Source organism: Micromonospora zamorensis (genome assembly GCF_900090275.1).
In the GTDB taxonomy this organism is placed as follows: Bacteria; Actinomycetota; Actinomycetes; order Mycobacteriales; family Micromonosporaceae; genus Micromonospora; species Micromonospora zamorensis.
Window position 1 is genome coordinate 2,329,288 of sequence record NZ_LT607755.1, and the last position, 21,148, is coordinate 2,350,435.

At 72.0% G+C, this 21,148-nt stretch carries 18 protein-coding genes; 6 read left to right on the plus strand and 12 right to left on the minus strand.

All coding sequences use genetic code 11. From position 1 onward, the window contains the following. Window positions 1-8: 8 nt before the first annotated feature. The 3 genes from GA0070619_RS09840 to GA0070619_RS09850 are packed head-to-tail and all read right to left on the minus strand — an operon-like array spanning window position 9 to window position 3,963. Entirely contained in the window at window positions 9-2,108 is a 2,100-nt protein-coding gene (locus GA0070619_RS09840; RefSeq protein WP_088951675.1) for an iron ABC transporter permease, read from the minus strand. 5 nt (window positions 2,109-2,113) lie between these two features. Further along, window positions 2,114-3,097 carry an ABC transporter substrate-binding protein gene (locus GA0070619_RS09845; protein WP_088947779.1) on the minus strand — a complete coding sequence of 328 codons (984 nt, stop codon included), beginning with the start codon at window positions 3,095-3,097 and terminating at the stop codon, window positions 2,114-2,116. A gap of 32 nt (window positions 3,098-3,129) precedes the next feature. After that, window positions 3,130-3,963 carry an ABC transporter ATP-binding protein gene (locus GA0070619_RS09850; protein WP_088947780.1) on the minus strand — a complete coding sequence of 278 codons (834 nt, stop codon included), beginning with the start codon at window positions 3,961-3,963 and terminating at the stop codon, window positions 3,130-3,132. A gap of 112 nt (window positions 3,964-4,075) precedes the next feature. Between GA0070619_RS09850 and GA0070619_RS09855 the strand changes: the two genes are divergently transcribed. Together GA0070619_RS09855 and GA0070619_RS09860 are read left to right on the plus strand one after the other, a co-directional pair. Further along, the gene (locus GA0070619_RS09855) at window positions 4,076-7,303 is read left to right on the plus strand and encodes a BTAD domain-containing putative transcriptional regulator (protein WP_088947781.1); all 3,228 of its coding nucleotides are present in this window, start codon (window positions 4,076-4,078) and stop codon (window positions 7,301-7,303) included. Window positions 7,304-7,395: 92 nt separating this feature from the next. Continuing rightward, the gene (locus GA0070619_RS09860) at window positions 7,396-8,040 is read left to right on the plus strand and encodes a dihydrofolate reductase family protein (protein ID WP_088947782.1); all 645 of its coding nucleotides are present in this window, start codon (window positions 7,396-7,398) and stop codon (window positions 8,038-8,040) included. Between the two features lie 95 nt (window positions 8,041-8,135). Here GA0070619_RS09860 and GA0070619_RS09865 read toward each other — a convergent pair whose 3' ends face one another. The 3 genes from GA0070619_RS09865 to GA0070619_RS09875 all read right to left on the minus strand — a co-directional run bounded on the left by GA0070619_RS09865 (window position 8,136) and on the right by GA0070619_RS09875 (window position 10,481). Next, the gene (locus GA0070619_RS09865; protein WP_088947783.1) at window positions 8,136-8,963 is read right to left on the minus strand and encodes an ABC transporter permease; all 828 of its coding nucleotides are present in this window, start codon (window positions 8,961-8,963) and stop codon (window positions 8,136-8,138) included. Then, window positions 8,960-9,940, minus strand: a complete 981-nt coding sequence (locus GA0070619_RS09870) for an ATP-binding cassette domain-containing protein (RefSeq protein WP_088947784.1) — start codon at window positions 9,938-9,940, stop codon at window positions 8,960-8,962. Before GA0070619_RS09870 ends, GA0070619_RS09865 begins: the two co-directional genes overlap by 4 nt. 73 nt (window positions 9,941-10,013) lie before the next feature. Then, window positions 10,014-10,481: a MarR family winged helix-turn-helix transcriptional regulator gene (locus GA0070619_RS09875; protein WP_088947785.1), complete on the minus strand. Its 468-nt coding sequence runs from the start codon at window positions 10,479-10,481 to the stop codon at window positions 10,014-10,016. A 168-nt stretch (window positions 10,482-10,649) separates the two neighbouring features. On the opposite strand from GA0070619_RS09875, the gene GA0070619_RS09880 reads away from it, so the two are divergent. The 4 genes from GA0070619_RS09880 to GA0070619_RS09895 all read left to right on the plus strand — a co-directional run bounded on the left by GA0070619_RS09880 (window position 10,650) and on the right by GA0070619_RS09895 (window position 15,615). Further along, on the plus strand, window positions 10,650-11,228 hold the full coding sequence (locus GA0070619_RS09880) for a DinB family protein (protein ID WP_088947786.1): 579 nt from the start codon (window positions 10,650-10,652) through the stop codon (window positions 11,226-11,228). A 30-nt stretch (window positions 11,229-11,258) separates the two neighbouring features. Beyond that, a complete protein-coding gene (locus GA0070619_RS09885; protein WP_197699628.1) occupies window positions 11,259-11,849 on the plus strand; it encodes a dihydrofolate reductase family protein in 591 nt (196 codons plus the stop codon). 256 nt (window positions 11,850-12,105) lie between these two features. Beyond that, window positions 12,106-13,047 (plus strand): hypothetical protein, encoded by a 942-nt coding sequence (locus GA0070619_RS09890; protein ID WP_088947788.1) that lies wholly within the window; start codon window positions 12,106-12,108, stop codon window positions 13,045-13,047. 192 nt (window positions 13,048-13,239) lie between these two features. Then, entirely contained in the window at window positions 13,240-15,615 is a 2,376-nt protein-coding gene (locus GA0070619_RS09895) for an acylase (RefSeq protein ID WP_231927359.1), read from the plus strand. A 56-nt stretch (window positions 15,616-15,671) separates the two neighbouring features. Here the strand turns inward: GA0070619_RS09895 and GA0070619_RS09900 are convergent, their stop codons facing one another. Genes GA0070619_RS09900 through GA0070619_RS09925 form a run of 6 tightly spaced genes read right to left on the minus strand, consistent with a single transcriptional unit; the run spans window position 15,672 to window position 21,119 of the window. Then, entirely contained in the window at window positions 15,672-16,475 is an 804-nt protein-coding gene (locus GA0070619_RS09900) for a class I SAM-dependent methyltransferase (protein ID WP_088947790.1), read from the minus strand. Window positions 16,476-16,482: 7 nt separating this feature from the next. Further along, the gene (locus GA0070619_RS09905; RefSeq protein WP_088947791.1) at window positions 16,483-17,277 is read right to left on the minus strand and encodes an ABC transporter ATP-binding protein; all 795 of its coding nucleotides are present in this window, start codon (window positions 17,275-17,277) and stop codon (window positions 16,483-16,485) included. Further along, a complete protein-coding gene (locus GA0070619_RS09910; protein ID WP_088951676.1) occupies window positions 17,277-18,020 on the minus strand; it encodes an ABC transporter ATP-binding protein in 744 nt (247 codons plus the stop codon). Before GA0070619_RS09910 ends, GA0070619_RS09905 begins: the two co-directional genes overlap by 1 nt. Further along, window positions 18,017-19,036, minus strand: a complete 1,020-nt coding sequence (locus GA0070619_RS09915; RefSeq protein ID WP_157743965.1) for a branched-chain amino acid ABC transporter permease — start codon at window positions 19,034-19,036, stop codon at window positions 18,017-18,019. The genes GA0070619_RS09910 and GA0070619_RS09915 overlap by 4 nt, the downstream gene beginning before the upstream one ends. Then, the gene (locus GA0070619_RS09920; protein ID WP_088947793.1) at window positions 19,033-19,929 is read right to left on the minus strand and encodes a branched-chain amino acid ABC transporter permease; all 897 of its coding nucleotides are present in this window, start codon (window positions 19,927-19,929) and stop codon (window positions 19,033-19,035) included. The genes GA0070619_RS09915 and GA0070619_RS09920 overlap by 4 nt, the downstream gene beginning before the upstream one ends. Beyond that, a complete protein-coding gene (locus GA0070619_RS09925; protein ID WP_088947794.1) occupies window positions 19,926-21,119 on the minus strand; it encodes an ABC transporter substrate-binding protein in 1,194 nt (397 codons plus the stop codon). The genes GA0070619_RS09920 and GA0070619_RS09925 overlap by 4 nt, the downstream gene beginning before the upstream one ends. Window positions 21,120-21,148: the final 29 nt, after the last annotated feature.

The following is a 21,148-nucleotide window of genomic DNA, read 5'->3' on the forward strand; positions in this document are numbered from 1 at the left end:
TCCGGCGTCTACCGGGTGTTGGTCGTCTTTGCGCGTGACCGCCACAGCAGCCAGACGAAGTACGGGGCGCCGATCATGGCGGTGACCAGGCCGGCGGGAATCTGGGCCGGAGCGATGAGCGTCCGGCCGACGGTGTCGGCGATGCTGACCAGCGCCGCGCCGAGCAGCGCGGCCACCGGGAGCACCCGGGAATGCCGGCCACCGACGAGCGCCCGGGCGGCGTGCGGGGCGACCAGCCCGACGAAGCCGATGACCCCGACGGCCGAGACAGCGGTGGAGGTGAGCAGCGCCGCCGCGCCGAGCGCGATCAGACGGGTGCGTTCCAGGGGGACGCCCAGCACCCGGGGAGTGTCGTCGTCCAGCGCCATCAGGTCGAGTTCGCGACGGGCGGCGACGACGGCCGGGGTGAGCACCAGCAGGGCGATCAGCACCGGCAGCACCTGGGTGGGCATCCGACCGTAGGTGGAGCCGGACAGCCAGGTCAGCGCCTTGCCGGTGTTCCACGGGTCGAAGGCGACGACCAGGTAGGTGATGACCGCCATGCCGCCCTGCCAGGCGCCGAAGCCGATCAGCACCAGCCGGTCGGAGCTCAGTCCGCCGCGCCAGGCCAGGCCGTACACCAGGGCGAAGGCCAGCATCGCGCCGAGCCCGGCGACACCGGAGACGGCCCACACCCCGGCCAGCGGCACGAAGGTGAGCAGTGAGACGGCCCCCAGCCCGGCGCCGGCGGTGATGCCGAGGATGCCGGGTTCGGCCAGCGGGTTGCGGCAGACCGCCTGAACTGTGGTGCCGGCAACCGCCAGCGCCGCGCCGGCCAGGACCGCCGCAGCGACGCGCGGCCACCGCTGGTCCAGCACAAAGGTGTACGCGGGCCCGGTGCTGCCGTTGAGCCAGTTCAGCACGTCACCGAGCAGCACCCAGGTGTCACCGGCGAGCATGCCGACCGCCACGGCGCCAACGGTCAGGACGGCGGTGACGGTGAGGACGCTGCGGTGGAAGGGGGCGGAGCGGACGGCCGCGTGCCCGCCGGGCGGGCGGCGGGTGGGGCCCGCGTCGCGGTGCCGGCGGGCCAGCCAGATGAGGATCGCCGCGCCGAACAGGGTGGTGACCACGCCGGTGGGAATGTCGACACCGGCCTGCCCGCCCATCACGGCGCGCAGCAGCACGTCGGAGCCGAGGACGATGATGACCCCGGCGATGCCGGACAACGGCAGCAGGATCCGGTGCCGGTGCACCCCCGGCACCACGGGGGCGAGCAGCCGGACGATCACCGGGGCGCACAGGCCGACGAAACCGACCGGGCCGGTGAGGGTGACGGCCGCGGCGGACAGCAGCACGGCCAGCACCATGACGGTGAGGCGGGTGCGCCGCACGTTGAGACCGAGCACGGTGGCGGTGTCGTCGCCGAGGGCGAGGATGTCGAGGCGGTGCCCGAGCAGCATCAGCACCACGACGGCGCCGACGAGCACCGGGGCCAGTTGGGTCAGCGCCGTCAGGTCGCTCTGCACCAGCGAGCCGTTTCCCCAGGCGAACAGACCGATGGTGGCCTGCTCGAACAGGAGCAGCAGCAGGGTCGTCACCGACCCGAGGGCCAGCGCGGTCGCCGAGCCGGCGAGGATGAGTCGGGTGGTGCCGGCCTGGCCACCGGAGGACATCGCCATCACCAGGCCGGCGGCGGCGAGCCCTCCGCAGAAGGCGAGGCCACCGGCGGGCAGCGCGGGCAGCGAGACGCCGAACGCGGCCACGGCGACGATCGCCAGGTGGGCGCCCGCGTTGACAGCGAGGGTGTCGGGGGACGCGAGTGGGTTGCGGGCGATCGACTGCAACGCGGCGCCGGCGAACCCGAGCGCGACGCCGATGGCCAACCCGGCGAGCAGCCGGGGCAACCGGGAGGCGAGCAGGACGCGGGCCGCCTCGTCGTCGGCGCCCGTCGCCAGCCGCAGCAGGTCGAGGGCGCCGACCGTCGAGGTGCCCTGGGTCAGGTGCACCGCGCCCACCACGAGCAGCAGCAGGATCGCGGCGACGAAGACAGCGGCGACGCGGGGGACGGCCAGGCGTCCGCCCGGAGCCGGCCGGGTGGCCGGCTCCGGACGTGGGGGTGCGCTCAGCACGCTCACACCGCGTACGTCTTGACGAGTTCGTCGATGTACTGCTTGCCGGAGAGCGGGCCGCCGAAGGTCCACATGCCGTTGGGCATCTTGCGCACGTTGCCCTTCTGGACGAAGGGCAGCGACTTCCAGATGGCGTTGCCGGCGAGACCGTCGGCGAACACGTCGTCGCCGTCGGAGGCGTTGTAGAAGAAGCGCAGGTTCGGGTCCTTGAGGACCGTCATGCCCTCGACGTCGGTCTGGCCGAGACCCCACGCCTCGTCGACCTTGCCGGTCCAGGCGTTGGTGAGGCCGAGCTGGGTGCCGATCTCGGAGACGAGAGAGCCCTTGCCGAACATGCGGATGCTGACGGTGCTGCCCTCCTTCCAGCCGTCGGCCATGGCGAACGGACGGCCGGCGGCGCCCGCGTCGGCGATCTTCTTCTTGCCGTCGGCGATGGCCGCGTCGAAGTCGGCGAGCAGCTTCTCCGCCTCGGTGGTCTTGCCGACGGCCTTCGCGATCATGTTGAGGTCCGCGCGCATCCGGCCGAGGTTGTCGGTGGCGTCACTGCCCTTGGCGACCACGACGGGGGCGTACTTCTCCAGCTGGCTGACCATGTTGGCGCCCCGGTCGTCCTCCATCACGATGAGGTCGGGCTGGAGGGCGACGATCGAGTCGACGCTGGGCTCGCCGCGCGTACCGACGTCCTTGACACCCGGGTCGAGCTTCGCGGAGGTGACCCAGGTGCCGTAGCCCTTGGGGTCGGCGACACCGACGGGCATGACGCCCAGGCTGACCAGCATCTCGACCTCGCCCCACTCGAGCCCGACGACCTTGGTCGCCGGGGCCTTGAGGGTGATCTCCTTGCCGCGGCTGTCGGTGAGGGTGACCGGGCCGCCGGCCGCCGAGGATGAGGTCTCGGGGGCCGCGGCGTTCTCGGTGGTGCCGCAGGCGCCGAGCGTCAACGCGGCGACGACGGCGAGGAGGGCGGTGAAACGGGTACGGGTCATGACGGTCTTTCTCTGCTGGGGATGAGGGGTGTTCAGACCAGGGCGCGGATCGCGTGCCGCCCGACCGGGCGGGTGGTGACCAGTCCGCTGATCGGATCGGTGGTCACCTCGATGCGGATCCCGTAGGTCTCGGTGAGGGCGTCCTCGGTGAAGACCGCCGCGGGGGTGCCGGTGGCGCGCACCCGGCCCTGTTGCAGCAGGACCACCTCGTCGGCCACGGCGGCTGCCTGGTTGAGGTCGTGCAGCACGACGCCGACGGCGACGTCGTGGTCGTCCGCGAGGTCACGGACCAGGTCGAGGATCTCCACCTGGTAGCGCAGGTCGAGGAACGTGGTGGGCTCGTCGAGCAGCAGCACCGGGGTGTCCTGGGCCAGGCAGGTGGCCAGCCACACCCGCTGCAACTCGCCGCCGGACAGCTCGTCGACGGGTCGATCGGCCATCGCGGTCACGCCGGTGACGTCCATGGCGCGGGCGATGGCCGCCGGACCGTTCGGATCCTCCGCGCGCCAGCGCCCTCGGTAGGGGTGGCGGCCGTATCCCACGACGTCGTGGACGGTGACCCCGCTGGGCACCGGCCGGCTCTGGGCGAGCAGCGTGACCCGACGGGCGAACTCCCGGGACGGGAGGCTGGCGGCGGTGACGCCATCGGCGAGGTGGACCACGCCGGACTGGATCGGGTGCAGGCGGGCCAGCGCCCGCAGCAGGGTGGACTTGCCGCTGCCGTTGGGCCCCACCAGCGCGGTCACGGCACCCGCACGAAGGCTGATCATGGCACCGTGCACCACCGGCACACCGTGGTAGCCCAGACGGAGGTCGACGCCGGACAGGCTGCGCTCCCCGTTGGCCGACGCCAACTCGCTCTGCATTAGGTGAGGCTAACCTAAGGAAATGCCCGCGTGTCAAGCCGGTCCCGGAGTCGTGGTCCGCGGGGAGAGCGTCGGTGGTCGGGTCCGTGCACGCGTGGGGGATGCTGGTTCCGTGCAGATCACGACCCTCGGCCCACTCGCCGTCGACGGCCGACCGGTCCGGGGTGAACGGCTCGCCGCGGTGATCCGCGCGCTCGTCGACGCGCGTGGACGGGCGGTGTCGACGAGTCTGCTCACGGACGCCGTGTGGGACGGCGCGCCACCCGACGATGCGACCGGTGCCGTCCAGGCGCTCGTGTCCCGGGTACGTCGTCTCGGTCTGCCCGTGGTCGCGGTGCCGGGCGGATACCGGCTGCCCGCCGACGAGATCACCCTCGACGCGGTCGAGGCGCGCGCGCTCGTCGACCGGGCGCGGGCCGCGCTCCAGGCCGGCGACGCCGGTGCGGCCCGCAGCGCTGCCGATCAGGCGCGAGCCCTGTTCCCCGAGGTCCCCGAACTCGACACCACAGAGGACACCCGCCTGTTCGCGGACGTCGCCGCGCTGCGCGCACAGGCGGCACTCGCCGGCGCGGGCCCGTTCGACGAGGTCGACCTGGGTCGGCTCGTCGCGCGTACACCGCCGGACGAGCCGTCCGCCGCCCTGCTCGTCCGGGTCCTCGCCGCTCAGGGACGGGAGGCGGAGGCGCTGGAGGTGGTGGAGAGACTCCGGGCCGAACTCGCCGACCGGTACGGCACCGACCCGTCACCCGTGATCACACAGGTCCACCTGGCGCTGCTGCGCGGCGAGCTGACCACCCCGGCCGTCGAGCCCTCGCCCCGGCAGCCGATGCGGATCGCCCTGCCCGCCGCGTGGCGCCGGCCGATGACCGCCCTCGTCGGCAGGGAACGCGACGTCGCGGCCGTGGTGGAGGGACTCGCCGACGCGCCTCTGGTGACGATCGTGGCAGCCGGCGGCGCGGGCAAGACCCGTCTTGCTGCCGAGGTGACGCGTCGCACGGCGGCGGCCGGACGGTCGGTACGCGTGATCGAACTGGCCGGCCTGCGCTCGTCCGACGAGGTGCTGCCCACGGTGCTCGCGGCCCTCGGGGGCGCGGACACCTCGGCGACCGGCGGCAACCTGGGCCTGGAGCGGCGGGTGCTCAGCCCCGAGGAACGGCTTCGTGCCGTGGCACCCGACCTCGACGGGTTGGTGGTGCTGGACAACTGCGAACACGTCCTCGACGCGGTGGCCACCGTCGTCGCGGACCTGGTCGCGGTGACCTCGCCCGAGGTCACCGTGCTCGCGACGAGCCGGGCACCGCTGGGCCTCGCCGGCGAACTGGTCCACCGGCTGACCGCCCTGCCGGACAGCGACGCGCTCGCCCTGATCGAGACCCGGGCGAGGGCCGGTGGCGCGGTGCCCACCTGGGACACGACGCGGGCACTCGCACTGTGCCACCGGCTCGACAACCTGCCGCTGGCACTCGAACTCGCCGCCGCGCGACTGCGGAGCATGCCGATCGACGACGTCCTCGCCGGTCTGAGCGACCGCTTCGCGCTGCTCGACGACGCCCTGCGCGGCCTGCCGGAGCGGCACGCGAGCCTGTGGGCGATGGTCGACTGGAGCAGGGAGTTGCTCGCCGAGGACGACCGTGACCTGCTCCAGCGGGTCGCGGTCATCCCCGCGCCGTTCACCGCGGACCTCGCCGCTGCGGTCGCCCAGGCCCCGGACGTCCGTCGTGGCTTGGCGACACTCGTGGAACAGTCCCTGTTGACCCTGGTCGAGGGGGACGGTCCACCGCGCTACCGCATGCTCGAAACGGTCCGTGAGTACGGCGAAGCCCGCCTCGACGCGGTGGGTGCACGGGGTCTGGCCATGGACGGCCTGGTCGAGTGGGCGCGGGAGCAGGCGGTCGCGCTCGCGGACCAGTTCATCGGCCCCGGCCAGATCGACGCGCTCACCCGCTGCGCCGACGAGCAGGACAACCTGCTCGCGGGTCTGCGCTGGGCACTCGGGCAGGACGACGAGCCGGCCGCCGTCGAGATCGCCACCGCGCTGTTCCACCTCTGGGCGGTTCGCGGACTGCACCTGGAGGTGTCCGGGTGGGCGGCGGGTCTGCTGCACGTCGAGGACCCGAAGCGACGGCTCCACTCCGCGATCACCAAGGGCCGTCGCAGCGGCAGACCGCTGCCCAACGCCGACCGGCTGGCCTGGATGTGCCTGTTGATCGGGGTCAACGCCGGCATCAGCGGCGACCTCCGGCTCGCCGTGCTCGCCCGTCGGGCACTTCGGACAGTCCTCGCCGAACGGCCGGACGAGGTGTCGTCCCGGTTGACCGTTATCGCGACTGCGCTACCCCTGTTCGACGCCGTCGACCCGGAGGAGAGCATGAAGGGCACCGTCGGCATGGTCGAGCACCCCGACCCGTACGTGCAGGGGCTCGGCCTGTTCGCCCGCGCCGCGGTCCGGGAGAACGGTGGCATGTACGAGGCGTCGGTCGTCGACGCCGAGCAGGCCTACCGTCGTTTCGAGATGGCCGGTGACCAGTGGGGCATGGCGATGGCGGCCGGTGCCGTCGGGCAGTTCCTGGTGCCGGGCGAGGGTGCCCGGTCCGCCGAGTGGCTGGCGCGCAGCGTCCGCCACATGGAGCTGATCGGTGCCACGCAGGATGCCCGGTCCATCCGGGTGCGGCTGGACGTGCAGCTCGCCCTGGGCGGCGACCCGGACGCCGAGCGGCGACTGGTCGAGACGGCGGCGCCGGGCGAAGCCGAGGCCGTGGACGCCGCGGTGGCGTGCCTCGGGCTGGCCCACGTGGCGTGGCAGCGCGAGCGGTACGACGAGGCCCGGGCGTACGGCGACGGGGTGATCCGCATCCTGGCCGGCTGGACCGGCCCGCCGCCGCAGCCCCGCGCCATGCTCCGGGTCGCGGTGGCGGTCCTGCACCTGCGGGTGGCACAGGTGCGACCGGTGCCGGGAGAGAACGCCGACGCGCGTGCGGCCGCCGCACTGACCCTCGCCAGCGACGAGGCGCTCTCCTCACGGGACCTGCCGGTCATCGGGGCATGGGCGCAGGGCGGCGCCGAACTCGCCGCGCACCGGGGCGACGTGGCGGCGGCTCGCGAGTTGTTCGCGCTCGCGACGCGCATCGGCACCCATGCCGGGACGTTCTTCCCACCCGGCGACGCCGAACGACTCAACGCCGCCCTCGGGGCCGAGGAGCAACGCGAGTCGTTGGTGGCCGTGTGGCGCGGTCGGTCGGTCTCCGCGACCGTCGCCCGGGTCCGCGAGCTGATGGACGACCTGCTCGCCCAAGGGCCTGTGTCAAAGTCGCAGCTGGGCGCGGACCCTGGTCTATCGTGAGCGGGAAGTGCCGGTGCGGCGTCCCGGACCGGTGTGCTGGTGAGCCGCTGGTCCACCTTCCGGCCGGCCGACGAACTCATCGGGAGCAGGGCATGGGCCTCATCCACATCGAGCTGTTCGCCACCCTCGACCTGGTCGGGCAGTCGCCTGGCGGCCCCGAGGAGGACCCGGAGGGGTTCGCGTTCGGCGGTTGGCAGGCGCCCCTGCTCGACGAGGTCGCCGGGGCGCAGGTCGCCGCCGCGTACGAGGGCACGGACGCCCTGCTGCTCGGTCGGCGGACCTACGACATCTTCGCCGCCTACTGGCCGCACCAGGAGGGCGGCGAGGACAACGCCATCGCCAACCTCTTCAACCGCATCCCCAAGTACGTGGCCTCCCGGGGCGCACCCGACCTCTCCTGGGCCGGCTCCACACAGCTCGGCCCGGATCTGGCCGGCGCGGTGCGCGAGATCCGTGACCGGCACCAGCACATCAAGGTCGTCGGCAGCCTGAACCTGGTGCAGACCCTGCTGCGCGAGCAACTCTTCGACCGACTCGACCTCTGGGTGCACCCGATCGTGCTCGGTGTCGGAAAGAAGGTGTTCGACGGCGGCGCGGTGCCCACCAACGTGACGCTCCTCGAACCGCCGGTCGCCAGTCCGAAGGGCACCGTTCACCTGCGCTACGGGATCGCCGACGGCACACCCCGGACGGGCGACATGTCCGCGCCCGATCGTGGTGTCGGGCGCGACGACTGACGCCGTCCGGGTGTTGCTGCCGTCGGCGGTGAATCCAGCCGGGCCAGCATTCGGCCACGGCGTCGGCAGGTCGAGGTGCCGACGCCGTGACCAGGTCAGATCTTCTTGCGGTACGCGCGCAGCGCCAGCGGCATGAACACCGCGACGAAGCCGGCGCACCAGGCGAGCGTCCACCACACGTGGTTGCCGACCGGCGTGCCGAGGAACAGTCCGCGTACCGACGCCACCAGGTGGGTCATCGGGTTGACGTCCACGAACGCCTGCATCCAGCCCGGCAGCGTGTCGGCGCCGACGAACACGTTCGACGCGAAGCTCAACGGCATGATCAGCGCGAACATCAGACCCTGTACGGCACCCGGGGTGCGCACCTTCATCGACACGAAGACCGGCAGCCAGCTCAGGCAGAGCGCGAACAGCACCGCGAGCAGACACCCGGCGATCGCCCGGAACAGGTCGGTGTCGATCCGGAAACCCATCAGGTAGCCGATCGCGAGGGTCGAGACCGTGACGATCACGTACCGGACGACGTCGCCGAGGACCGCGCCGACCAGTGGTGCGGAGCGGGGGATCGGCAGGGACCGGAACCGGTCGAAGATGCCCTTGGCGATGTCGGTGTTGAGGTTGACGCCGATCGCGATGGCACCGGTGGCGATGGTCTGCGCCAGGATGCCGGGCAGCAGGAACTGAAGGTAGTCGTGGGTCGATCCGGCGACCGCGCCGCCGAAGATGTACACGAAGATGATGAGGAACAGCACCGGTTGCAGCGTGACGTCGATGAGCGCCTCGGGCGTGCGCCAGGTCTTGATGAGGCTGCGCTTGGCCAGCGCCAACGAGTGCCGGACCAGCCGGAACGGGCGGGGGTTCGGGGTCGTTGTCGAGAGCGCGCGGCTTCTCGTGGGTGCCGTGTCGATCAGAGTGCTCATGCCGCGACCTCCGTGGGGCGGGTGGTGTCGTCAACGGACGCCGTACGCCCGGTGAGGGTGAAGAACACCTCGTCGAGGCTCGGCAGGTGCAGGGAGAGTTCGGTGACCGCGATGCCGGCGGCGGCGAAGCGCGCGACGCTCTCGGTCAGGGCCGCGTCGTCGGTGACCGACACCGCGAGCACGCCCTTGCGGATCTCGTCGGCCTGCGCGCCGGAGCCGACCTGGGTCAGGATTCCCGCGGTGCGGGCCAGGTGCGCCGAATCGGCCGGCCGGACCTCCAGGGTCTGCCCGCCGACCACCCGCTTGAGCCCTTCGGGGGTGTCGTGCGCGATGACCCGGCCGTGGTCGATCACCGTGATCGCATCGGCGAGCGCGTCGGCCTCCTCCAGGTACTGGGTCGTGAGCAGGACCGTCGAGCCGTTGCCGACCAGGGAGCGGACCACGTCCCACATGTCCTCGCGCTTGGCCGGGTCGAGCCCGGTCGTCGGCTCGTCCAGGAAGATCACGTCGGGAGAGCCGACCAGGTTGGCGGCCAGGTCCAGCCGCCGCCGCATGCCACCTGAGTAGGTCTTGGCCTGCCGGTTCGCGGCGTCGGTCAGGTCGAACCAGTCGAGCAGTTCGGCGGCCCGCCGCCGGGCGCCGGTGCGCCCCAGCTCCAGCAGGGTGCCGAACAGTTCCAGGTTCTGCCGCCCGGTCAGGTCCTCGTCGACCGAGGCGTACTGGCCGGTGAGGCCGATGCTCTGCCGGACGCGCTCGGCGTCCCGTACCACGTCGAAACCGCCGATTCGGGCGGTCCCGCCGTCCGGGGTCAGCAGGGTGGAGAGGATGCGCACGGCGGTGGTCTTGCCGGCGCCGTTGGGGCCGAGCACCCCGAGCACCGTCCCGCGGGGAACGGTGAGGTCCACGCCCTGCAGGGCCCTCGTCTTCCCGAAGTTCTTCACGAGGCCCTCGGCCTCGATCACCAGGTCAGCTGTCATGCGTGCAGCCTGCGCGGGTTGGCTGACACCGCCCTGACAAGCCACCGACACCGGCTGACACGGGTGCCGCGAGTCAGACCGCCGGGCCGTCCGTGTTCCGGATCATCTGCCGGAGCACCCTCAGTGCCGTCACGTAGTCGGCGTCGTCGATTCCCTGATGGATGCGGGCGCGGATCGCCGGAGCATGCTGCTTGAGGTCGACGCGGGCCGCCTCACCCGCCTCGGTGATCCACAGTCGCTCGTGGTCGTCCCGGGTGAGCCAACCCCGATCCAGCAGAACGCCGGCCTCGGCCTCCAGATCGTCCTCGGACCTCAGGTAGGTGCTCATCGCCGATTCAAGCTCGGCGATGGTCATGCCGTACCCGTCGGGTGAGATGTCGTTGCCCGACAGGTTGCGGAGCAGCCAGAACTGGGGCTGGGTGAAGCCGAACTCGGCGTGGCGAGCCCGCGTGAAGGCGATGAGGGACTCGTAGGCCACGCCGGTCCAGTACGCGGCGGGCTGCGTCGCGAGTTCGGCGTCGGACAGGCGCTGGGTTGCCACGGGTGCCTCCTGGGAGTGTTCGACTGAGCGACCCTAAAACCTCAAGTCATGTTGAGGTCAATGAGGTCACCCGGCTGTCCCCGTGCACGAGCCGCTACGGCGCAGACCGGCCGGCGACGGCGTTCGCGAGGGTCGTAGCCAGGTCTCCGTTGTGTGTAGGTTGCGGAAGTGACAAGAAGCGAGCGAATCGCGGACCAGCTGGACCGGCACTGGCAGAAGAACCTGCGGCCGCGGCTGCACGGTCTTGCCGATGAGGAGTATTTCTGGGAGCCGGTGCGTGGCTGCTGGAGCATCCGTCCACGTGGCACGTCGGCCACACCGATGTCGGCAGGTTCGGGGGAATGGGCGATGGACTCCGCGTCCCCTGACCCGGTCCCGGCGCCGGTGACCACGATTGCCTGGCGGCTGGCGCACATCATCGTCTCCTGCCTGGGTTATCGGGTCGGATGGCACTTCGGCGGCCAGGATGTCGACTCCCGGACATTCGCCTACGCGGGGACCGCTGACGAGGCGCTGAAACAGCTCGATGAGATGTACGGGAGATGGAACGCGGGGGTCCGCGAGCTCTCGGACGCCGACCTGGAGAATCCGCCGACTGTGGGTCCCGAACGGTTTCCCATGGAGGGCATCGTCCTGCACGTCAACAGGGAGCTGATCCATCACGGCGCCGAGATTTCCCTGCTGCGTGACCTCTTCCGCTGGCAGGGCGGCGTGGTCGGTTCCAAGATGGCGCAGCTTCAACGTTGAGGGGCACCGATGGGCAGCACGGTGTTGAGCATGAGCGTGTCGTTGGACGGCTTCGCCGCCGGCCCTGACGTCACCGCCGGACAACCGATGGGCAGAGGCGGCGAGCGGCTGCACGAGTGGCTGTTCCAGGCCGACGGGGATCGCGCTGTTGCGGCTGACGGCGTCACCCCGGTCGGGGTCGACGCCGCGCAGGTACGAGAGCGTCATGCCACGACCGGGGCCGTGGTGATCGGCAAACGGACGTTCGATGTCGGTGTGGACCTGTGGCAGGACACTCCGTTTCCGGTGCCGTGCTTCGTGGTCACGCACGAGTCGCGCGACCCGTTGCGGATGAGGAGCGACGTCTTCACGTTCGTGAACGACGGCCTCCACAGCACGCTGAGCCAGGCGCGCCAGGCAGCAGGCGACCGGAACGTCCTCATCATGGGCGGGCCCACCACAGCACAACAGTTCGTCCGGGCCGGGCTGGTGGACGAGATCCACGTGCAACTCGTACCGGTGTTCCTCGGCACCGGCACCCGCCTGTTCGACCACCTCGGCACCGACCACATCGAACTCGAACGCACCGCGGTGATCGAATCACCGCACGTCACGCACCTGCGCTTCCACGTCCCGAGGTGACCGCTTGGCGTCGGCCGGCTCGCGGTGCGGACTCGACTTCCGCGTGCGGGCCGGCCAGTGCTTGCGCTGCCACACCGGCGGTCGAAGTCGCGATATGCTGGCGGCGGCAGAGCGCCTGCCCGCGCCCGATGTGGTGGCCCACGCCCGACCGCATGCTGGGGCCAAGAGTCTCCGACTCCGCGCCGCTGTGTCGACTCCCGGCGTGCCAGCCACGCCGCCTGCTCGGTGGAGTGCGTGGGGCTGCACCGGAGGCGTCATGTCTGATCACCAACCACGGCGGACCCCCACCCCGGGACGTGCCCGCAAGCGCGCCATCCGGGAGCACGCCGCCCAGGCCGGTGTCGCCTACTCGGTGGCTGCACGCCACCTTGAGTCGGTGGGGCTGCGACCCGGCGAAACCCTCGCCACGTACGGGCGGACGATCTATCCGATCGGGTTCGATCCGCATCGCCAACTGCTCGTCGAACGCCGTGAGCGGCGGTCGTTCGACGAACGGGTTTCGGACACCAGGCGGGCCGCGGTCCTGCCTCATGGCCGCGCGCAGCACCTCGCCGAGCGGTTCCCGCCCAGCCGTGGTCGTACCGGCAGCGGGGTGGGCGCGCTCTATCACGGCGAGGGCCGGGTGGAACTGCTCGCGATGGTGTACGTGGTGATCGCGGCCGAGTCCCCGGGGCTGCTGCCCGAGGTGGGGGATCTCGTCTGGATCGCGGAGCTGGGCGAGGACACCGCGCTCGACACGGCCTGCGCCGAGGTCGACCGCGAGGCCCGCCGGGTGCTCGATCGGGAGCCCCTGGCGCTCTGGTCGGTCATCGAGGCGGCGCTGGCCGTCGCCGAGCACACCGCGGACTGGCAGATCCGCCAGGAAGCGATCCGGCAGGCCGCGCTCCTCCGCACGATGATGACGCCGCGGATCGGGTACGCGGGCGAGCCGTACGTGCCGGGGCTGCCCGTCGCCGGCGTCCGGCAGATCCTCGACGCGCTGCTCATCGTCGCCGACGACGGACACGCGCCGGGCACCCGGGTACGCCTGCGCAGACATCCGGACGACGTGGGGTTGGCCACGATCATCGAGGCCACGTGGGGGTCGTCGGGTCCGCCGGTGGGCTATCTCGTGTGGCCCGACGCGGCGACGGCGCCGCAGTCGGCCCGCGCCGACGACCTGATCGTCCTGGCCGACCAGGAGTCGATTCCTCGGTGAGCGAGGGCCCGGCTGAGTCGGCTAGCTGAGGCGGCCGAGCCCGTGCGACCTCGCGGCGGACGGCCGCTGGCCGCAGCTCGGCGCGCGGTCGGCGCGCCGGGGGTGTACGAGGTGGCACGGCAGTGACGAGAATGGCGACCAACGTGAATGTCCCTCGGGCAGCGGCGCTCGGGGGCGACGGGGGGAGAACCGGTGACAGCATCAACACGCCTCGGCGCGGCGGGGGTGGTCCTGGGCCTGGTCCTGGTGGGCCTGAGCGGGCCCCCGGCCGGCGCGCACCAGCGCGACCGGGGCTACTCGGCCGAGATCCGACGCGCGTCGTACGGCGTCCCGCACATCACCGCCACGAGCTACGCCAACCTCGGCTTCGGGATCGGGTACGTTCAGGCGGAGGACAACCTGTGCGTCATCGCGGAGAAGGCGGTGACGGTCAGCGGCGAGCGCTCCCGCTACTTCGGCGCGACCGGCCCGACCGACGCGAACGTGCGCAGCGACCTGTTCTTCCGCAAGGCCATCGAGGATCGGACGGTGGAGCGGCTGCTCGACGGTCGCCGCGACGGCGTGCACTCCCCGTCCAACGACGTCCGTGACCAGATTCGCGGCTTCGTCGCCGGCTACAACTCCTACCTGCGCCGCACCGGCGCGGCGAGGCTCACCGACCCGGCATGCCGGGCCAAGCCGTGGGTTCGCCCGCTGACCGAGCTGGACATCTGGCGTACCACCTGGGACAGCATGATCCGGGCTGGCTCAGGGGCGCTGCTCGACGGGATCGTCGCCGCCGCCCCGCCCACCGCCACCGGCCCGGCGGCCGTCCAGGACGCGACCGGTGCGGCCGCCGTGCTCGCGTCGGTCGACGGCGCACCCGCCGGGGTGGGCAGCAACGCGTACGGGCTGGGCGAGGCGGCGACCGCCAACCGGGGCGGCATGGTGCTGGCCAACCCGCACTTCCCATGGGAGGGCGCGGAACGCTTCTACCGCATGCACCTCAAGGTGCCCGGCCGCTACGACGTCGAGGGCGCCGCGCTGATCGGCGACCCGATCATCGAGATCGGGCACAACCGCACCCTCGCCTGGAGCCACACCGTCTCCACCGCTCGCCGGTTCGTCTGGCACCGCCTCGCGCTGGTCCCCGGCGACCCCACCTCCTACTACGTGGACGGTCAACCACGGAAGATGACCACCCGCACCGTCACGGTGCGGGTGCCCGGCCCGAACGGCGGCACGGTGCCGGTCAGCCGGACCTTCCACGACACCCACTTCGGGCCGGTCGTGGTGGTGCCCGGCAGCTTCGACTGGACCGCCAGCACCGCGTACGCCATCACCGACATCAACGCGACCAACAACCGGGCCTTCGACGGCTGGCTGCAGATGGGCCGCGCCGAGACGGTCCGGGACCTCAAGCGCGTACTCGACCGTTACCAGTTCCTGCCCTGGGTCAACGTGATCGCCGCCGACGCCAGGGGCGAGGCGCTCTACGCCGACCACTCGGTCGTGCCCCGGGTGACCGACGCCCTCGCCGCCGCCTGCATTCCGGCACCGTTCCAGCCGCTCTACGCCAGCAGCGGCCAGGCTGTCCTGGACGGCTCCCGGTCGGCCTGCGCGCTCGGCGCCGACCCGGACGCCGCCGTGCCCGGCATCCTCGGCCCCGCGAACCTGCCCGTCCGCTTCCGCACCGACTACGTCACCAACTCCAACGACAGCTTCTGGCTCGCCAACCCCGAGGCCCCGTTGGAGGGCTACGCGCGGATCATCGGTGACGAACGCACCCCCCGCAGCCTGCGTACCCGTCTCGGCCTCGACCAGGTGCAGCAGCGCCTCGACGGCACCGACGGGCTACCCGGCCGCGGGTTCACCACCGACCGTCTGTGGCGGACCGTCTTCGGCAACCGGGTGTACGGCGGCGAACTGGTCCGCGACGACCTGGTGGCGCTCTGCACCGCCCAGCCGACCGGGACCGCCTCGAACGGCGCGACGGTCGACCTGCGCGCCGCCTGCACGACACTGGCCCGCTGGGATCTGCACGCCGACCTGGACAGCCGCGGAGCACACCTGTTCACCGAGTTCGCCCTGGCCAACGGGCTGCGCTTCGCGGAGCCCTTCGCCGTCAGCGACCCGGTGCACACGCCACGCCGGCTCGACACCGCCAACCCGGGCGTACGTACCGCGCTCGCCGACGCCGTACAGCGGCTCGCTGGCATCCCGCTCGACGCGCGTCTCGGCGACGTCCAGACCGAGCAGCGCGGCGACCGGCGTATTCCGATTCACGGCGGGCGCGCCGAGGCCGGCATCTTCAACATGATCGTCAACAACCGGGTGCCCGGCGTCGGCTACCCGAAGGTGGTGCACGGCTCGTCGTTCGTGATGGCCGTGGAGCTGGGCCCGCACGGGCCGTCCGGGCGCCAGATCCTCACCTACTCCCAGTCGACCAACCCGAACTCACCCTGGTACGGCGACCAGACCGCGCTCTACTCGGGCAAGGGCTGGGACACGATCAAGTACACCGAGGCGCAGATCAAGGCGGACCCGAACCTGCGCACCTACCGGGTGGTGGAGGGCCACCACCACTGACCCGCGAGCACGCGGCGGCCGGGCTCCCTGGCGGGGAGCCCGGCCGGTGCGGTTGCTCATTTCGGCAGGCGACCCCGCGTGGAGACGAAGTGGTACGACATGACGGCGAACCCGGGATCGCGGACCAGCCGCCGGAAGGCGTTCAGCTGGTTGGGTGACAGCCCCGCGGCGAGCAGGTCCGGTTCCAGCTGGCGGGAGTTCGTCTCGTAGAGCGACGCTCCGGTCGAGCCGCCAGCCCAGCTCTGCGAGTGGGTGATGGTGTCCAGGTCGGTCAGACCGGCGAGGGCCATCTCGGTGTGCACGTCCTGCGCCCACCCGAGGTCGGCGCCGTGGTCCGCCAGGACACCCATCATGGCGTCCATGACCTGCGCGAAGAGCTTCGCGGCGTCGTCGGTCGGTGCGGTCAGCACCCGCAGCGGCGCGGTGCAGTCGAACTCCTCGACCACCAGCCACCCGCCGGGAGCCAGCGCGCCGGTGAGCGTACGCAGGACCCGTCGCCGGTCGGGGAGGTGCAGCAGCACCAGCCGGGCGTGGATCAGGTCGAACGCGTCCCCGGGTGGCGGTTCGGTGCGCACGTCGTGCCGGCGTACGTGCAGGTTGCCCTCCGCCGCGAGGTGCGTGGGGTCGATGTCGGTGGCCAGCACGTGGCCGTCGTCGCCGACCGCGCGGGCGATCCGCCGGGCCATCGAGCCGCCGCCCGCCCCGACTTCCCAGCAGGTCGCTCCCGGTCGCAGCACCGGTTGGGCCAGTCGACGCGTCGTGATCGGGTCCAGGAAGGACTCCAGCGCCTGCATCTGGGGAACGGCGTCCGGTTGGCCGTTGTCGAACGTGTAAGTGCCATCGCTGGAAGCGGTTGCCATCGGGTGTCTACCTCTCCGAGGGGTCGGGTGACGTGGGGGTGTCGGCCCAGAGCCGAGGGGCCGGTCGGTTGGGCGGCGGCGGTGGGGCGGCGGCGACGCTCAACATCGCCGCCAGTGGGGCCGGGTCGACGCGCGCCTCGGCCGTCGGACGGTCGTAGACCACCCGGCCGTACTCCAGCACCGCCACCCGGTCCGCGACGTCGATCGCGTGCTGGAGCTGCTGTTCCACGAGCAGCACGGTCAGGCCGTCGGCGGCGAGACCGTTGACCAGCTCACGCACCCGCGCCGCCAGATCAGGTGAGAGGCCCTCACACGGCTCGTCGAGCAGCAGCACCCGTGGTTGGCCGAGGAGCGCCCGCGCTATCGCCAGCATCTGCTGCTCGCCGCCGGAGAGTTCGCAGCCGCGGTGTCGCAGCCGTGCCGCCAACCTCGGCAGCAGTTCGAGGGTCCGAGCCACCGTCCAGCCCTCGCCACCGGAGACGGGTGCCCGCCACGGCGCGGCCGCCAGGTGCAGGTGCTCGGCCACGGTCAACCGGGAGAAGACCCGCCGGCCCTGCGGGACGAGACCGACGCCGGACTGGGCGATGCGATGCGGTTGCCGACCGGCCACGTGCACACCGCCGATCTCGATGCGACCACTGGAGGCTCGCACCAACCCGGCGATCGTGTGCACGAGCGTGCTCTTGCCCGCGCCGTTGCGACCCACCACGGCCTGGATGCTGCCCGGGCGGACCCGCAGGCTGACCTCGTGCAACACGATCCCTCCGGCGTAGCCGGCGCACAGGCGATCCACCGACAGCATCACGCCACCCCGTCGGCGTAGGCCTGCCGCACCAGCGGCGAGGTACGGATCTCGTCCGGCGTGCCGGCGGCCAACGTCCGACCGTCGCGTAGGACGGTGACGGTGTCGGAGAGCGCGTACACCAGGTCCAGTCGATGTTCGACAAGCAATACGGCGACCGCTCTGGGCAGCGCCTGGAGCAACTCGACGAGCCGGCCGACCTCGACGGCGGACAGCCCGGCCGCCGGTTCGTCGAGGAGCAGCAGGCGAGGGCGACCGGCAAGGGCCATGGCGATCTCCAACTGGCGTCGTTGGCCGTGTGCGAGGTGCCCGGCCGGCACCGTCGCGACGTCGGCGAGGCCCATCTGATCCAGCAGCGGGCCCGCCCGGTGTTGCGCGATGCGCCGACGTCCACCCGGCCACCACCTGCGGTGGGGCGTGAGCCGGGGCAGCGCGGCGACCACCACGTTCTCCATCGCGGTGAGTGTCGGAAAGACGGCGGGTCGCTGGTGGATGCGGTTGATACCTCGTCGGGCCCGGGCCGCCGGGCCGAGCCGACCGAGGTCGCGTCCGTTGAAGATCACCCTGCCGCGCTGGGGTTTCGTGGACCCGCCGATCACGTTGAGCAGTGTCGTCTTGCCGGCTCCGTTGGGGCCGATCAGCGCGTGCCGCTGACCGTCGTGGATGCACAGGTCCACGCCGGCCAGCGCGGCCAGCGAGCCGTACCGCACGCTGACCTCCTCGACGTTCAGCAGACCGGTCATCGGTGCAGCTCCGGGACTGTGGCCTGGTCACGGGCGGGTGGCGCGTCCGGCTGAGTCGCCGGCGCGCTCGGCAGACGCCACCGGCCCCGTGCCCGGTGCGTGCCGGTGGGCAGCAGGTAGACCGTCGCGACGAACAGCGCGCCCAGCACCAGCGGCGCGTGGCCGGGCAGCACCCCGAACAACCAGTCCCGTACGGCGATGACCAGCGCCGCGCCCACCAGGGCGCCGCCGACCGAGGCGGTGCCACCGATGACGACACCGAGCAGCAGCAGCGCGGAGGTGTCGAAGCCGAAATCGGCGGGGGAGATGTACTGCTGGGCGACGACCAGGAGCGAGCCGGCCGCGCCGGCTATCGCCCCGGCGGCCATGTGCGCTCCGGACAGGTAGAGCGGCACCCGGTGACCGCTGGCCCGCAGCCGCGTCTCGTCGTCCCGGCCGGCCCGCAGCAGCAGCCCCGCCCGGGTACGCAGCAGCAACAGCACCGCGCCGACCAGCACGGTCACGACGACCAGGGCGTACAGGTAACGGGCCTGGTCGTTGGCCAGGACCGGGAGCCCCCAGAACGGGCGGACCGCGGCGATGCCGGCCAACCCGTCAGTGCCACCCGTCACCGACCGCCAGCGGCCGAGGACGGTGACGGCGAGTTCACCGATCGCCAACGTGATCATCAGGACGATCACCCCTCGGGCGTGGACGACGAGCGGCACGGTGAGCGCGGCCAGCACCGCCCCGGCGGCCGCCGCGACGACGAGTTGCACGACGCCGACATCGGAGATCCGGCTGCCGACCACCGCGCACGCGTAGGCGCCCGCCGCGTACGGTGCGGTCTGGCCGAGGGTGGGCATGCCGGCGACGCCGGTGAGCAGGGCGACGCTCACCCCGACCAGGGCCAGCGCCAGCGTCCGGGCGAGGATCGCCGTGGTGTAGTCGTCCACCACCCAGGGCGCCACGACCAGGCCGGCCAGGGCCAGGGCCGCCACAGCGCCCCGCGCGCGCCGGATCACCTCGTCCCTCATGCCGCCCTCCACCTGCTGGCCAGGCCACGCGCCCGCACAGCCAGCACCGCCGCCATGGCGGCGAACAGCAGGAACGGTGCGGCGGACGGCAGCAGCGCCACTCCCAGCGTCTGGATCTCGCCGATAGCGAGAGCGGCCAGCAGGGTGCCGCCCATCGACCCGAGCCCGCCGAGGACGACGACCACCAGGGACAGCAGCAGCACGGTGTCGGCGGTGTCCGTGCCGGGGCCGATGATCGGCGCGCCCAGCACGCCGGCCGCACCGGCCAGCGCGCCGGCGGCGGCGAGCACGCCGGCACGGATCCGCGCGGGACTCACGCCCAGACAGGCGACCATCTCGGGGTCGTCGACGGCCGCCCGGACCAGCATGCCGGCCCTGGTGCGTCGCATGACGAGGTAGAGCGCGGCGGCGATCACCGCGGCGACGACGATGAAGACCAACCGGTACGCGGCGTAGCGGTGACCGGCGACCACCACCGACCCCTCCAGGGCCGCGGGCACCAGGACCTGCGGATCGTCGGGACCGAAGCCGGCGACGAGCAGGCTGCCGCCGGCCAGCGCCACACCGAACGTCAGCAGCGCCTGGCTCAGATGGTTACCGGCGGCGACCGGTGCGAGCAGGCCGGCCAGGAGCACACCCGCCGCGGCGGCGGCCAGCACACCGACCGTCAGCGCCAACGCCAGACTCGCCCAGCCGCCGTCGAGCAGCGCCGCGGCGGTGTAGCCGCCGATCGCGTAGAGCATGCCGTGCGCCAGGTTGAGGATGTTGGCGACGCCGAAACAGAAGACCAGGCCCGACGCGGCGACGAACACGAGCAGCCCGTAGGCGACCCCGTCCAGCGCCGGTATCAGGTACGGATCGATCCGGTTGGTGCCGGCCGCCACCACCATCATCGGCCGACGGTCGCGAGGTCACCCACGACGGTGTTGGACAGCGCCCGCCCGTCCTGGCGGACCTGCCGCAGATACCACTTCTGCACGGGGGAGTGCGTGGTGGTGGAGAACTGCCAGGTGCCGCGCGGGCTGGCGATCTGGCCGAGCTGGCCGATGGCCGTGTTGATGGCCTCCGGAGTCGGGTCGCTTCCGGCGGCGCCGATCGCCCGGTCCAGCACCGCCGCCGCGTCGTACGAGGCGAGCGCGTAGGTCGTCGGTGAGCCGTCGTGCTTGGCCTTCCACGCCGCCACGAAGGCGCGGTTCTCCGCGTTGTCGAGGTCCGGCGAGTAGTTCAGCACGGAGAAGATGTCCCGGGCTGCCTCGCCCTGCGCGTTGAGCACGCCGCCCTCGGTGAGGAACCCGGCCGCGTACAGCGGGACGTCCTTGATCTCGGACTGCGCGTACTGCTTGACGAAGTCGACAGCGGCGCTGCCGGCGTAGAACGTGTAGACGGCTGCCGCGCCGGAGGCCTTGATCCGGGCGAAGTACGGGGTGAAGTTGGTGGTGGCCGGGAACGGGGTGAAGGTCGTCTTGCCGTCGGAGTTCGCGAGCTTCCCACCGATCTTCCCGAACGCGTCGGTGAACCCCCGCAGCTCGTCCCAGCCGCCCTGGTAGTCCGGGCCGATCGCGTAGACGGAGCCCTTCACGTTGTCGCGGACGTGTTGGGCGATTGCAGCCCCGGGCTCGTCGGAGAGGTACGAGGTGTGCCAGACCCGGGAGACGTCCTTGAGTTCCGGTCGCCCGTTGGAACCGACGAGCGGCACCTTCGTCTCGTCGAGCAGGGGGGTGACCCCGGCGACGGAGCCACCACCGACGATGCCGGTGAGCGCGGACACCCGGTCCTGCTTGAGCAGTTTGGTCGCTGCCGGGACCGCGGTCTGGGCGCCGTTGCCCTCGTCGGCGATGACGAGGTCGACCTGTCGACCGCCGAGTTTGCCGTCGTGGGTGTCCAGGTAGAGCTGGAAGCCGTCGCGGATCTCCGTGCCGACCGCCTGGTACGTCCCGGACAACGAGGCGAGCAGGCCGATCTTTATCGAGCCGCTGGCGCTGGTGCCCGGCGCGTCGTTGCCGCAGGCCGTGCTGGTGGTCAGCACGGCCGCGAGCAGCGCGGCGGTGAGGGCACGGCTGCGCCAAGGCGTGGTGAGAGGCATGTCTGACTCCAGAGGAAGGGGAAGGGTCT